This is a genomic window from Marinomonas sp. SBI8L, assembly GCF_001624705.1.
In the GTDB taxonomy this organism is placed as follows: domain Bacteria; phylum Pseudomonadota; class Gammaproteobacteria; order Pseudomonadales; family Marinomonadaceae; genus Marinomonas.
The window spans coordinates 468,112-481,623 of the sequence record NZ_JSEO01000002.1; the positions used below are offsets into that span (position 1 = coordinate 468,112).

A 13,512-nucleotide genomic window follows, 5' to 3' on the forward strand; every position below is an offset into this window, starting at 1 on the left:
ATTTACTTTCCCTTAGCTTCTATTTTTGCCCATGAATCTCGCAATGTTACAGTTCGGTTAAACACTAATGTTTCTCGTTCTGAATCACGACAGAAGTAACCTTCTCGTTCGAATTGGTAGCCTTGACTCTTCTCAGAGCTAGCCAAAGAAGGCTCCAATTTAGCATTTGTTAACACTGACAATGAGCCTGGGTTAATAAAGTCTAAGAATGTTTTACCTTCATGATTCGCATCTGGAGCAGCTTCATTAAATAGCCTGTCATATAGGCGTACTTCTGCCGTTACAGCGTGCTTAGCACTTACCCAATGAATAACCCCTTTTGGCTTATAACCTTCTGGGTTTACGCCAAGCGTGTTTTCATCATAACGACACAATAATTCAATGACTTCACCAGCGTCATTTTTAATCGCTTCATCACAAGTAATTACATAACCACCACGAAGGCGAACAGCTGACTCGAGAGTTAATCGTTTCCATTTTTTAGGTGGTACTTCAGCAAAATCCGCTGCATCAATATAAAGCTCTTTAGAAAAAGGAACTTCACGCTTACCTGCATCTTCATTTTTAGGGTGATTAGCCACGCTAAAAATTTCTTCTTTATCTTCTGGGTAATTAGTTAAAGTAACCTTAATTGGATTAAGAACGGCCATAGCACGGTTAGCATTAGCATCTAAATCTTCACGTATGGCATGCTCTAGCATACTCACATCGACAACTGAGTCAGATTTTGTCACGCCAATTCTTTCGCAGAAATTACGAATTGATAGTGGCGTATAACCTCGACGACGCAAGCCTGAAATTGTTGACATGCGAGGATCATCCCACCCCTCAACATGACCTTCATCAACTAACTGTTTTAGCTTTCGTTTACTAGTGACAGTGTAATTAACATTAAGACGTGCGAATTCAATTTGCTGCGGATGAGCTGTTTTTAAGGTGTCTAACACCCAATCATATAAAGGTCTGTGATCCTGAAACTCTAGGGTACAAACAGAATGAGTAATATTCTCTAGCGCGTCAGATAGGCAATGAGTAAAGTCATACATAGGGTAAACACACCATTTATTACCTGTTTGGTGGTGCTCTACATGTCTAACTCGATAAATAATAGGATCGCGCATATTGATATTTGGACTTGCCATGTCAATTTTTGCACGCAATACCATTTCGCCATCTTTATACTTACCTTCTTTCATTTCCATAAAGAGGGCTAAGTTTTCATCAGCGCTTCGATCTCTATACGGACTATTTTTACCTGGCTCTTTTAGTGTGCCACGGTATAGTCGCATCTCTTCAGCATTCAACTGACAAACATAGGCCTTGTCCAATTTAATAAGTTCAACAGCAAAATCAAACAAAGCATCGAAGTAATCAGACGAGAACTTCACTTCGTCTTGCCAGTTAAAACCTAACCAAGAAACATCCTTTTTTATCGAGTTGATATACTCAACACTTTCTTTTTCCGGGTTAGTGTCATCAAACCTTAAATTACATTGCCCTTGATAACGCTGTGCCAAGCCGAAGTTCAAACAGATTGATTTGGCATGACCTATATGAAGGTAACCATTTGGCTCTGGTGGAAAACGGGTAACAACTTTACCGCCATGCTTTCCAGTTTCGTTATCTTTATCAATGATTTGGGTAATGAAATTACCAGGTTTAGACGTATCAGACATGTTAACCTTGGGTCCTGATTTATAGTTTCTAAAAAGTAAAATAAATTTGTGCGGTCAGTATATCTGATTTAACTCTTAGGTGAATAAAAAAAGTCACCTAAGAGCAAGATATCGAGGTTAATCAGCAATTAAATAAACAACTTGCTCAAATAAAATACAACAACACCCACAAGTATCGTCAATAATTGGTTTTGTTTGATCAATCCAATAACAAATGCTGCTAAAGCACCAAGCAACCAAGGGTTATCCAAGCCTACATCCAACCTACCATCAGGCATAAAAATCATAGGAACAATGATGGCTGACAACACCGAAATTGGAACAAAACCAAGTGCACCTTCAATCCAATTTGGCATAACCACCTTATTAGCCTTAGCAAATAAGCAAAAACGAATACCAAAGGTGACAGCAAACATTCCAAGAATGATGAAAACAAGATAACTAGTAGCCATTTACACACCCTCTTTTACTATTGAATTAGCAGTCTGCTTTGTAGCGAGAAATCCCATTGTGACCCCAACAAGCGCCGCAAATAATAGGCCCAAATTATTTGGTAGGCCATTTAACACTAAAGAGGTAAAAGACGCCCCAAATAAAGCAACCCAATATGGTGCTACCGGCTTCAATTGAGTAGATTTTAAGTAAGGTGTGATTATGCCAATAAAGGTTGTAACCATTGCGAACTCAAGCCCCCATTCACTCATCCCAGGAATCAACTCACCTGCAACAACGCCTATTAAAGTGGATATTTGCCACATAAGGTAAAATGACAAAAATGAGCCAAGAAAGGCATAATGCCCATTTTCAACATTAATTTGCTGGTTACCATAAAGTGGGCGAACCGCAGCATAGCTTTCATCAATCAAACCAAAACCTATTAGCATCCTCCATTTCAATGGTAAATGCTTAATAAATTTAACCATATCAGCGGCATACAAGATGTGGCGTAAATTAACAATAAAAGTTGTTGAAACAATAACCCATAGCGGTGCATCAATAAATATTAACCCTAATGCTACAAACTGAGCAGAACCGGCAAATACTAGACTCGACATTGCAATCGCAAACCAAGGGCTTAACCCATTACTCATAGCCAAAGAACCAAAAAGTATTCCGAAAGGAATCCCACCCACTATCATTGGGATACTGGCGACCATGCCTTTTTTCATCAGTTTTTGAATTTCCACTAACTTACCCTCTCTCTGGGAACTTAAGTTCCATATAAACATCACTTCTTTCTACAGAATAACCATTAGTTGGTGTCACTATTTCAAAGCCTAATCTCTCATAAAGCGTTAATGCAGGAACCAATTTACTGGCCGTTTCTAAAGACAAAAGGCGTGCTCCTTTTAATCGACTTTGTTCAATACATTTGAGCATAAGCTTCAACCCAATCCCCTGCCCTTGGTAAGCATCATTGACAGCAAGCTTTATAACTTTATATGAATTAACCGCATCCGGAAGTAAGGCGCACACACCAACACACTGCCCCCCCAACAAGGCAATCCAGATATACCCACCTTTAGCTAAAACCTCTGACTGAGGATTATTCAGGATAAGCTTATCTTCTTCCTCAATTTGATCTGCGAAATAGGTTTCAAGCCAATGCATATTAAGTTGCTTAAATTCGTCTTTATAGCTTACATCCCAAGGCTGTATTTCTACTGATAATTGCTTACTTTCGATATGATGATTAACCCCTGTCTGCAAACCATTATTTAGTAATGAGCTTTCATAAAGGCCAAATGAATGCAGTAACTGAGAGTCTATATCGTGCGCCTCTTTTTCCATTACATATTTAATAGCTTCTAATATAGGTTCTACTTTGATCATTTCATTAACGCCCTTTTCTGACAAAGAGATAAACAGACGCCTATTGTCATCTTTATCTAAAGACTTAATGACCCACTCTTCTTTTACTAACTTATTAATTTGTTTACTGATTGCTGGGTGACTCAAACCAAGACGATTCGCAAGCTCAACAACAGTCAATGACGGCTCCTGACTGAGCTGCATTAAAATAGGAAAATGAGTAGGTGAAAAACCAATCCCATGGGCGTTATAAATAGCCTCGACCTCAGCAAATAGATAATCACTCAGTCGCTTTAGTCGACTACCAAACGCCATAACACCAAAATGATTCATAAAACCTCGTAAACAGATACGTAACCGGTTACATAATATATTTTTATCCGCATAAATTGCAATATGACGTAATTAATAAATCACAATTCAATAGGTTTTTTATGAGCAAGTCGCTATAATCGCGCGCTAAATTTCACCAATGACACAGAGGTTTATATGGCAAACAAAGCAGTTGTTGTCTATTCAGGCGGCATGGACTCGTTTACCGTACTTCATAAAGCAATTGCCAACGGAGATGAGGTTTATGCTTTATCTTTCAACTACGGTCAAAAACATAGTAAAGAACTTGTAATCGCAGCGAAGGTTTGCCAAAAGTTAGGTATTGAGCACAAAGTTGTCGATATCACGGCGATTAATAGCTTGATGGCTGGCTCTTCTTTAACCACAGACAGTGATGAAGCCATCCCTGAAGGTGATTATGAGACAGACAACATGAAGTCGACCGTAGTGCCAAATAGAAATATGGTTCTTATTTCTATGGCTATCGCCTATGCCGTTTCACTGGAAGCCGACAAGGTTTATTATGGTGCCCATTCTGGCGACCATGACATCTACCCTGATTGTCGACCTGAGTTTGTTGAAGCGATGAATGCAGTATCACTAATTGCCAATTACCAAGCTGTAGAAATTGTTGCTCCTTTCTTAAAAAGCTCTAAAGGTGACATCTTGGCTGCTGGCATTGAAATGGGGTTGGATTACGCCAATACTTGGACCTGCTATAACGGTAGAGAAAAAGCTTGCGGCAAATGCGGTTCTTGTATTGAAAGACTTGAATCTTTTGCGCTTCACGGATTAACAGACCCGATTAGTTACGAATAGATTTATTAAAAAATTACGAATAAACGTTTAACCTGATTTTAGTTCGTCAGTTTCTGTTCCACAGATATCCTGACTCTGCACTAAAGTTACTAACCAAAGCCTCGACTGTTTTCGAGACGCTATTAGGTGTAACCATGTATACAATTAAAGAAGCCTTTTATTCACTACAAGGTGAAGGGGCTCATGCCGGTCGCCCATCCATTTTCTGCCGCTTCAGTGGCTGTAATTTATGGAATGGTAAAGAGACACATAGACTTGACTCACTATGCCAATTTTGCGACACAGACTTTATCGGAACTGATGGCCAAAACGGTGGAAAATTCAAACAAGCTGAAGCATTAGCTAACCATCTTGATGCTCTTTGGCCTCTTGAGCAAAAAGATAAATATTTAGTTTTTACCGGTGGTGAGCCAGCGCTACAATTAGACTCACCTCTTATAAAAGCAATGAAGAACTTAGGCTATACCATTGGCATTGAAACCAATGGCACTAAAAAACTACCCGCTGGTATTGACTGGATCTGTGTAAGCCCTAAAACAACCGAACCTCTTGTTGTTGATAAAGGACATGAGTTAAAGCTTGTTTATCCTCAATCACACCTTAATCCTAAAGATTACACTCATTTAGCATTTGAAACCTTTTACCTTCAGCCAATGGACCAAAGCCATTTAGCTAAAAATCAAATTGCACCAGAAAGTAACCTTAAACAAACACTGAATTATTGTTTAGCTAATCCACAATGGCGACTAAGCTTACAAACACATAAAATTTTAGAAATTGATTAACTAAATTAAACCATTATCGCTTGAAATTAATATTAAAAGACCTATAAAGGTTTTAGCGATATTTATATGCCTACTATTTTAATGAATAAGGAAAGACCATGATCGTACTTCATACAAACTTCGGTGATATCACACTAGAGCTTAACCATGAAAAAGCACCAATCACTGCAAAGAACTTTGAGCAATATGTTGCAGACGGTTTTTATGACGGTGTAATCTTCCACCGTGTTATCAATAACTTCATGGTACAAGGCGGTGGTTTTGAACCAGGCATGAAGTCAAAAGAAACTAAGGCATCTATTGAAAACGAAGCAGACAATGGTCTAGCTAACGAAATCGGTTCTGTTGCTATGGCTCGTACTATGGATCCTCACTCTGCTTCAGCACAGTTCTTCATCAACGTTGCTGATAACGCTTTCCTAAATCACACTGGGAAAAATGCCCAAGGTTGGGGTTATGCGGTTTTTGGTAAAGTTAGTGCTGGCATGGATGTGGTAAATAAAATTAAAGAAGTACAGACAACGAGCAAAGCAGGTCACCAAGATGTGCCAGCTGAAGATGTTATCATCGAATCAGCAGAAATCGTTTAACACCTAGTTTGATGATTCATTACTTCATATCAGATTTACATCTAAGTGATAAACGCCCGGATCTCATCCAGGCGTTTATTTCCCTCACCAATATTCTTAAACATGAATCCAAAGCTAATTTAGATAACCAGCACCAGTTACATATTGTTGGAGATTTCTATGAAGCATGGATTGGTGATGACTACCAAGCTCCTTGGAATGACTTAATTGAACAATGCTTAATCGCACTATCTAATGCTGGCTGTGAAGTTCTTGTTTACCATGGCAACCGTGATTTTCTACTAGGACAAACATGGGCTAATAGAGTTGGTGCTAAGTTAATCAAAGATGATCATCATCTAGATTACGACAAAAGAAAAGTATTCATTTCTCATGGCGATCAGGCTTGTTTAGATGATATTGAATATCAAAAGTTCAGAAGTATGGTGAGGCAAGAGCAATGGCAGCAACAAGTATTAAGTATGCCATTAGAGCAGAGAATCGCTTTAGCATCTCAACTTAGAGAAGATAGCAAACAATCTAATAGTGAAAAAATGCTAGATATTATGGATGTGAACTTTGAAGAGATTGAAAGGCTAATGAGTTTCAATCAATCAAACCTGATGATTCATGGGCACACTCATAGACCTAATTTGCACACACAAGATAAAGGTAGTCGCTTAGTGCTGGGTGATTGGGATAAAACTGCATGGCTTGCCATACTGAATGACTCAAGCTTAACACAGTACAATATTGAACTAGAGTCACTTGAGTCTTGCTCTACCGGTCTAAAAGAATTGTTGTTAAAGGCAAACAAAGCACAAACATTGAAGCTTTAGCACTTTCCTGATGCTAAACCCTAGTAAGCGGGGTTTAGCTCATAAGCTGCTGATTAGAGGTGAAGTAAACCTTTCACCCAATCTGTTTCTTTGCAATTACGAGAACGTGAAAACTCTAAATTCCTTTCGTAAAGTGATGCTACCGCTCTAAAAAAAGCGTTATTTACTAGCATTGGCGACAATTCGACGCCATGTTCAGTCCACCAATGATGTTGCGCCTTATTCGTTAAGGTCTGATAAAGATAATCTAGCTCAATTGATCCTTGATAGATCTCATCGAGATTTACGGCAGGATCACTTTGAGAAATTTGAAGAGCTAGCCAGTAAGTCACATCCGCTAATTGGTCTTTCATAAAACTCTCTCCAACTATGGTCTCTAAACTCAGTGTAGCAGCCATTTAATCCCATATAGAAGTTTTTTATGAATTGATTTTTAAGGCTAAATTAACTTGGTGGACCACTATGGATTCTGAACTCAGTATCAGGCTCAGTAATTAAAGCCTGCTCTAACTCACGAAAAAATTGCACACGTGAACTAATATCTTCACCTGAATATTCCTCTGCTAAAGCAAGATAATCCTCAAAATGACGTGCTTCAGACTTTAATAAAGATAGGTAAAACTTGCTCAACTCTTCATCAAGGTGAGGAGCTAAAACCGCAAAACGTTCACACGATCTCGCCTCAACAAAAGCACCAATAATAAGAATATCAACCAACCTGGCTGGCTCATGAGTTCGAATATGCTTTCTTAACCCTTCAGCATAACGTGATGCACTCAAATGAACGTAATCAACCCCCCTGCCCTTCATGATCTTATGAACTTGCTCAAAATGCAGTAGCTCTTCACGAGCTAGTCGAGACATTTTATGTAACAAATTATCGCGATCTACATAGCGATACATAAGGTTCATAGCCGTTGAGGCTGCTTTCTTTTCGCAATGTGCATGATCTACCAACATTAAAGTTTGATTCTCAATTGCCCACTCTACCCATGCTTTTGGGGACTCACAGGGTAAGAATTTTGATAATTCTGGATATGCGGATAACATTTCCCTACCTTTTCTTTCTAAAAAACGAGATTATACTCTATTACACTTACTAAACGCAGCAACGTCTTGATTTGGATGCAGTTTTACGATGAACAACATTATTGAACCGGCACAGTTAAAAGTAGGCCTTCGTGTCGGTATCGAACTTGACCCCTACGTACTAAACCATCCGATTGGAAATGGGCAAGCAACATGGATTGCAGATCAAGGCGGACGTCCTTTTGTCCTTAGATTTTTTCAGCCTAATCGAGGGCAGCTTGAGCACTTTTTATTAAATGCCCGTAAATACGCAGGTATTAAGCATCCATCTATTACACCTAATTACCCACCATTCAATTCACCACTTTGGGTGTATTCTATTTCATCTGTATGCGGTGGGGAAAAACTTTTCAGCTATTTAGGTAAATATCCTGATGGAGCCCCGTTAAACGTTGTTGTAAGTTTGTTCGACTCAATTGCCAAAGGGCTAGATAAAGTACACGAAAACAATCTTTGTCATGGTCATTTGGACTTAAGTTCAGTGCAAGTTGTTAACGGTCTCGGCATCATGATTGGTTTCGGTAGTTATAACTGGATGACAAATATTAGTGAAACCGAAATGGATTTCAGATTTGCGCCGCCAGAATACCTAAAGCCAAAACATGACTTTACTCCAGCAGCTGATAAATACGCTTTTATGCGTTTGATTTTATCTGCCTTACTTGGTGAATCTAAAATCGACAGCGAGCTCAAAGTAAACAATTTACCAGATGAAATAGACCAACTATCCCACGACACTTGGAAGAAAATTAAAAAATGGTCTCGCCCAGCACAGAGACATAGACCAAAGTCTCTCGTTGAAGTTGTTCGTATTCTTCGAGCAGATATGTATACCAATACAAAAACCAAAGCAGTCAAGCCAAAAAGCTCAGCAACTAACCCAAAGCGTAAGGCGATAGCAACAACGGCAGTGGTAACTGTCATTGCAGGAGTTTCACTCAGTGGCTGGAACCCATTCCAAGAAACGGAAATCCCTGTTAAAAAAACTGAACCTGCCAAGATAGCTGAAGCACCAGAACAACCAAGTTTTGAAGAGTTACCCGCAATTTTAGAAGAGCCTTTAAAAGTTGAAGGTAAAGCACCTCAGGTTATTAAACTGTCACCTGCTATTTTTACCATGGGCGATAGTCAGGGTATTGGTGATGATAATGAAAAGCCTGTTCACCAAGTTGATATTCCTACTGGATTTTATCTAAGCCGTTACGAAGTAACTTTTGATCAATTTGACAAATTTGCAAATGAAACCAATAGAGAGCTTCCCCCAGATAATGGCTGGGGGCGAGGTAATAGACCTGTTATTAATGTTAGCTGGTACGATGCAAAAGCCTATGCTGCTTGGTTAACAGAACAAACTGGTCAGGAATATCGACTTCCAACAGAAGTTGAATGGGAATACTCCGTTCGGGCCAATTCAGAGACATCTTATTGGTATGGGAACGAAATGCAAACTGGCTATAGCGTTTGTGATGATTGCGGAAGCCAGTGGGACGGCCGATCAACAGCACCAGTTGGTAGCCAAATTAGCAACCCATTTGGATTATTTGACATGCATGGCAATGTTGCAGAATGGATTGAAGATTGTTACCACGATTCATATGCGGGCGCTCCAAGCAACAATAGAGCCTGGCTAAGCAGCGACTGTCCTAGCAAAGTAATCCGTGGTGGATCTTGGTATGACATACCAAGAGTTGGTCGAAGCTCTACCCGTTATCGCGCTGACCCTAACTTAAAAGCAAGCAATTGGGGTTTTAGGGTAGTGAGAATCATTCGTAATGACATATAGGTATGTCGTTTTAAATAAGCAATGGAAATACCACTCATTCTGAATTGTTATGGCTATTCAGCAGTTTTCTAACTCGTATTGCTATACTATAACGCCAGAAAATAGGTAAATCGAAGTTGTTGATTTTATATATCCATACTTAAGACGCTTAATCTGAGTAGCAACTTATTTAACATCAACTTTATTCATTTGTGTTTGTAATATCACAGATGTCGAAAACTAAGGGGATTTATTTTGTTAGAAGCATATCGTAAACATGTTGAAGAACGTGCATTAGAAGGTATTCCACCACTTGCACTTGATGCAGAACAAACTGCTGCATTAGTTGAATTATTGAAAAATCCACCTAAGGGCGAAGAAGATTTTATCGTTGATCTTCTTACTAATCGTATTCCCGCTGGTGTTGACCAAGCGGCTTACGTAAAAGCAGGTTTTTTAGCGGCAATCACAACAGGTGAAGTTGAATCACCTCTTGTTTCTGCAGAGCTTGCAACTGAATTGCTTGGTACAATGCTGGGTGGTTATAACATTCAACCACTGATTGCTTGCCTAGAAAATGACACACTAGCGCCAATTGCTGTTAAAGCACTATCTCACACTTTGCTAATGTTTGATGCTTTCCATGACGTTGAAGAAAAATCAAAAGCTGGAAACGCATTCGCCACTCAAATCCTTGAATCTTGGGCTGCTGGTGAATGGTTTACATCTAAACCAGCTCCAGCTGAAAAAGTAACGGTTAAAGTATTTAAAGTTACTGGCGAAACAAACACTGACGACTTATCTCCAGCACCAGACGCTTGGTCTCGCCCTGATATTCCATTACATGCCAACGCTATGTTGAAAATGGAACGTGAAGGTATCAATCCTGACGATGATGGTACTTTAGGACCAATTAAACAAATCAACGAGCTTAAAGATGATGGTATTCCATTAGCTTATGTTGGTGATGTTGTTGGTACTGGCTCAAGCCGTAAGTCTGCAACTAACTCTGTTCTATGGCACATGGGTGATGATATTCCTTTCATCCCTAACAAACGTGCTGGCGGTTTATGTATTGGTAGCAAAATAGCACCTATCTTCTTCAACACAATGGAAGATGCAGGCGCATTACCTATCGAAGCTAACGTTGAAAATTTAAATATGGGCGACGTAATTGACGTTTATCCATACGAAGGCGTTATCAAGAAATCAGGCACTGATGATGTAATCACTGAGTTTGAATTAAAAACTAACGTGATTCTTGATGAAGTTCGTGCTGGCGGCCGTATTCCTCTTATTATCGGTCGTGGATTAACGACTAAAGCACGCGCATCTTTAGGTCTTGGTGAAACTGATTTATTCAAAACACCTGTCGCTAAAGAAGATTCTGGTAAAGGCTACACGCTAGCACAAAAAATGGTTGGTAAAGCGTGTGGCGTTGAAGGTATCCGCGCTGGCGTTTACTGTGAACCTAAGATGACAACTGTTGGATCTCAAGATACAACTGGCCCAATGACTCGTGATGAACTGAAGGACCTTGCTTGCCTAGGCTTCTCTTCTGACCTTGTTATGCAGTCTTTCTGTCATACAGCAGCATATCCAAAACCTGTAGACGTTAAAACTCACCACACACTTCCTGATTTCATCATGACACGTGGTGGTGTTTCCTTACGCCCAGGTGACGGTATTATCCACTCTTGGTTAAACCGTATGCTACTACCAGATACTGTTGGTACTGGTGGTGACTCTCACACTCGTTTCCCTCTAGGTATTTCCTTCCCTGCTGGTTCTGGCCTAGTAGCTTTTGCTGCAGCGACAGGTGTTATGCCGTTAGATATGCCTGAATCTGTATTGGTTCGCTTTAAAGGTAAAATGCAACCAGGTATCACACTACGTGACCTAGTACACGCAATCCCTTATCAAGCTATCCAAGAAGGTCATCTGACTGTTGAGAAGAAAGGTAAGAAAAATGTTTTCTCTGGCCGAATTCTTGAAATTGAAGGCCTTGAAGATCTAACTGCTGAGCAAGCATTCGAATTATCTGACGCATCTGCTGAACGTTCTGCTGCGGGTTGTACTATCAACCTTTCTGAAGAATCAGTTGCTAATTACCTTAAATCAAACATCGTTATGCTACGCTGGATGATTTCTGAAGGTTATGGCGATCCACGTACGCTAGAGCGTCGTGCGAATGCAATGGAAGAATGGTTAGCAAACCCACAATTGATGCGTGCTGATGCCGATGCTGAGTACCACACTATCATCGAAATTGATCTAAATGACATTAAAGAACCAATCGTTTGTGCTCCAAATGACCCTGATGATGCTCGTTTACTTTCATCGTGCGTTGGTCAAAAAATTGATGAAGTTTTCATCGGTTCTTGTATGACTAACATTGGCCACTTCCGTGCAGCTGGTAAGCTTCTAGAAGCAGCAGGTACTGTTGTTCCTACTCGCCTATGGGTTTCACCACCAACTAAAATGGACGCTGAGCAATTAACTGCTGAAGGTTATTACAGTATCTTTGGTAAAGCCGGTGCTCGTATGGAAATGCCTGGATGCTCACTATGTATGGGTAACCAAGCGCGTGTTGCAGACAAAGCAACCGTAGTTTCAACGTCTACACGTAACTTCCCTAACCGTTTAGGTACAGGTGCAGATGTATTCCTAGCATCAGCTGAACTAGCATCTGTAGCGTCACTACTAGGCAAGCTACCGACTCCTGAAGAATATTTAACTTATGCTGATAAAATTAACAGCATGTCTTCAGAGATCTACACTTATTTGAATTTTGATAAAATGGGTGAATACGTTAAGAAAGCCTCTTCTGTTATCGCAACAGATGCTGCGCAATAATTAACACAGATCGATAAAAAAGGCCTCTTATGAGGCCTTTTTTACATCTAGCATTTATATGCAGGCATAAAAAAGCCCCTAATAAGGGGCTTTCCAGATTAGTGACAAACCCCAGTTAAAATCTGGGGTTTGTTATTTTGAAACCTTTTCTCTCTATTTAAATTATTTCCCTTTTAATGTACTTACTTGCCTTTCTATTACGCTTATAAAACGCAAAATGATGCCGTCATGGTCATTATCAAGTCTTTTCTCTTTCTAGCCCGTTAGCATGGCTATTTTCTTTATGTTTTGCGCTGCGGCTGTCATTAATGCTTGAGCTTGGACCTTAGGCTGACCCCTGAAGCGTGCATAACGATAACCATGCAGCTCTTTTGCATCGGCAAAACTGCGTTCTACTGTTTCTTTTCGTCGTTTATAAATTCTCTTACCGCGTTCACTCAGACGTTTTAAATTCGCTCTCTCTTTGCTGTCTTGCCAGAGATGACGTGTGATTGTTTTGACATATTTCGCGTTCTTCGTACACTGCTTCAGCGTTGGGCATGCGACACATTCCGCCGAGTTAGATTGATAATGGCGATACCCTTCTCTTGTCGTTGTTTTATAGATAAGAGATTGGCCCTGTGGGCATTGATAGGTATTCGTGTCAGGATCGTATTGATAATCCTTTTTATAGAACATGCCTGCTTTATGATTTAAGCGGCGATAAGCGATCGCAGGGAAGATCCCTTTATCTTCCAGCTGCTTGCATAGCGCTGCTGTGTTATAGCCTGCATCGAGTCCAACGGCTTGCACATCAAAACCAAACCGATCCTCCTGTCGTTTTAATCTTGCCATATAAGGGCGCGCATCATGTACATTTCCCGATGTAACATGCACATCCGTGATGATGTTGACTTTACTATCAACAGTACGGTGATCGAGATAGAAAAAGCCTTTAGGTTTTTGATCTCGCACCATGTAGCCACTATCAGG

General features: G+C 40.0%; 13 protein-coding genes. 6 read left to right on the forward strand and 7 right to left on the reverse strand.

The annotated features are described in order from the left end of the window. Positions 1 to 2: 2 nt before the first annotated feature. The 4 genes from OA91_RS04080 to OA91_RS04095 form a co-directional block, all read right to left on the reverse strand. Positions 3 to 1,676 carry a glutamine--tRNA ligase/YqeY domain fusion protein gene (locus OA91_RS04080; RefSeq protein WP_063337258.1) on the reverse strand — a complete coding sequence of 558 codons (1,674 nt, stop codon included), beginning with the start codon at positions 1,674 to 1,676 and terminating at the stop codon, positions 3 to 5. 128 nt (positions 1,677 to 1,804) lie between these two features. Continuing rightward, on the reverse strand, positions 1,805 to 2,128 hold the full coding sequence (locus OA91_RS04085) for an AzlD domain-containing protein (protein ID WP_063337259.1): 324 nt from the start codon (positions 2,126 to 2,128) through the stop codon (positions 1,805 to 1,807). After that, entirely contained in the window at positions 2,129 to 2,863 is a 735-nt protein-coding gene (locus tag OA91_RS04090) for an AzlC family ABC transporter permease (protein ID WP_231870306.1), read from the reverse strand. 4 nt (positions 2,864 to 2,867) lie between these two features. Continuing rightward, positions 2,868 to 3,821: a bifunctional helix-turn-helix transcriptional regulator/GNAT family N-acetyltransferase gene (locus tag OA91_RS04095; RefSeq protein WP_063337260.1), complete on the reverse strand. Its 954-nt coding sequence runs from the start codon at positions 3,819 to 3,821 to the stop codon at positions 2,868 to 2,870. A 156-nt stretch (positions 3,822 to 3,977) separates the two neighbouring features. Between OA91_RS04095 and queC the strand changes: the two genes are divergently transcribed. From queC to OA91_RS04115, 4 genes are all read left to right on the forward strand, one after another. Then, entirely contained in the window at positions 3,978 to 4,640 is a 663-nt protein-coding gene (gene queC, locus OA91_RS04100; protein WP_063337261.1) for a 7-cyano-7-deazaguanine synthase QueC, read from the forward strand. Positions 4,641 to 4,774: 134 nt separating this feature from the next. After that, the gene (gene queE, locus OA91_RS04105) at positions 4,775 to 5,425 is read left to right on the forward strand and encodes a 7-carboxy-7-deazaguanine synthase (RefSeq protein WP_063337262.1); all 651 of its coding nucleotides are present in this window, start codon (positions 4,775 to 4,777) and stop codon (positions 5,423 to 5,425) included. 98 nt (positions 5,426 to 5,523) lie between these two features. After that, positions 5,524 to 6,015, forward strand: a complete 492-nt coding sequence (locus tag OA91_RS04110) for a peptidylprolyl isomerase (RefSeq protein WP_046017967.1) — start codon at positions 5,524 to 5,526, stop codon at positions 6,013 to 6,015. An 11-nt stretch (positions 6,016 to 6,026) separates the two neighbouring features. Continuing rightward, positions 6,027 to 6,833 carry a UDP-2,3-diacylglucosamine diphosphatase gene (locus tag OA91_RS04115; protein WP_063337263.1) on the forward strand — a complete coding sequence of 269 codons (807 nt, stop codon included), beginning with the start codon at positions 6,027 to 6,029 and terminating at the stop codon, positions 6,831 to 6,833. Positions 6,834 to 6,886: 53 nt separating this feature from the next. Here OA91_RS04115 and OA91_RS04120 read toward each other — a convergent pair whose 3' ends face one another. Further along, the gene (locus tag OA91_RS04120; protein ID WP_231870307.1) at positions 6,887 to 7,186 is read right to left on the reverse strand and encodes a hypothetical protein; all 300 of its coding nucleotides are present in this window, start codon (positions 7,184 to 7,186) and stop codon (positions 6,887 to 6,889) included. 91 nt (positions 7,187 to 7,277) lie between these two features. Continuing rightward, positions 7,278 to 7,883, reverse strand: coding sequence for a tRNA-(ms[2]io[6]A)-hydroxylase (locus tag OA91_RS04125; RefSeq protein WP_046017970.1), 606 nt, complete (start codon positions 7,881 to 7,883; stop codon positions 7,278 to 7,280). 88 nt (positions 7,884 to 7,971) lie between these two features. Between OA91_RS04125 and OA91_RS04130 the strand changes: the two genes are divergently transcribed. Both OA91_RS04130 and acnB read left to right on the forward strand, forming a co-directional pair. Beyond that, positions 7,972 to 9,705, forward strand: coding sequence for a formylglycine-generating enzyme family protein (locus OA91_RS04130; RefSeq protein WP_063337264.1), 1,734 nt, complete (start codon positions 7,972 to 7,974; stop codon positions 9,703 to 9,705). Positions 9,706 to 9,939: 234 nt separating this feature from the next. Next, positions 9,940 to 12,540 (forward strand): bifunctional aconitate hydratase 2/2-methylisocitrate dehydratase, encoded by a 2,601-nt coding sequence (acnB, locus tag OA91_RS04135; protein WP_063337265.1) that lies wholly within the window; start codon positions 9,940 to 9,942, stop codon positions 12,538 to 12,540. 255 nt (positions 12,541 to 12,795) lie between these two features. On the opposite strand, the gene OA91_RS04140 is transcribed toward acnB, so the two are convergent. Then, positions 12,796 to 13,512: transposase (locus tag OA91_RS04140; protein WP_157203881.1), on the reverse strand; the 717-nt coding region annotated here is incomplete at its 5' end.

Excerpts from the sequence above, each read along its gene's own strand:
- OA91_RS04095 (WP_063337260.1), bottom strand. The coding sequence starts at position 3,821 with ATGAATCATTTTGGTGTTATGGCGTTTGGTAGTCGACTAAAGCGACTG.
- OA91_RS04120 (WP_231870307.1), bottom strand. The coding sequence starts at position 7,186 with ATGAAAGACCAATTAGCGGATGTGACTTACTGGCTAGCTCTTCAAATT.
- OA91_RS04110 (WP_046017967.1), top strand. The coding sequence starts at position 5,524 with ATGATCGTACTTCATACAAACTTCGGTGATATCACACTAGAGCTTAAC.
- OA91_RS04115 (WP_063337263.1), top strand. The coding sequence starts at position 6,027 with ATGATTCATTACTTCATATCAGATTTACATCTAAGTGATAAACGCCCG.
- OA91_RS04085 (WP_063337259.1), bottom strand. The coding sequence starts at position 2,128 with ATGGCTACTAGTTATCTTGTTTTCATCATTCTTGGAATGTTTGCTGTC.
- OA91_RS04125 (WP_046017970.1), bottom strand. The coding sequence starts at position 7,883 with ATGTTATCCGCATATCCAGAATTATCAAAATTCTTACCCTGTGAGTCC.
- queE (WP_063337262.1), top strand. The coding sequence starts at position 4,775 with ATGTATACAATTAAAGAAGCCTTTTATTCACTACAAGGTGAAGGGGCT.
- queC (WP_063337261.1), top strand. The coding sequence starts at position 3,978 with ATGGCAAACAAAGCAGTTGTTGTCTATTCAGGCGGCATGGACTCGTTT.
- OA91_RS04130 (WP_063337264.1), top strand. The coding sequence starts at position 7,972 with ATGAACAACATTATTGAACCGGCACAGTTAAAAGTAGGCCTTCGTGTC.
- OA91_RS04080 (WP_063337258.1), bottom strand. The coding sequence starts at position 1,676 with ATGTCTGATACGTCTAAACCTGGTAATTTCATTACCCAAATCATTGAT.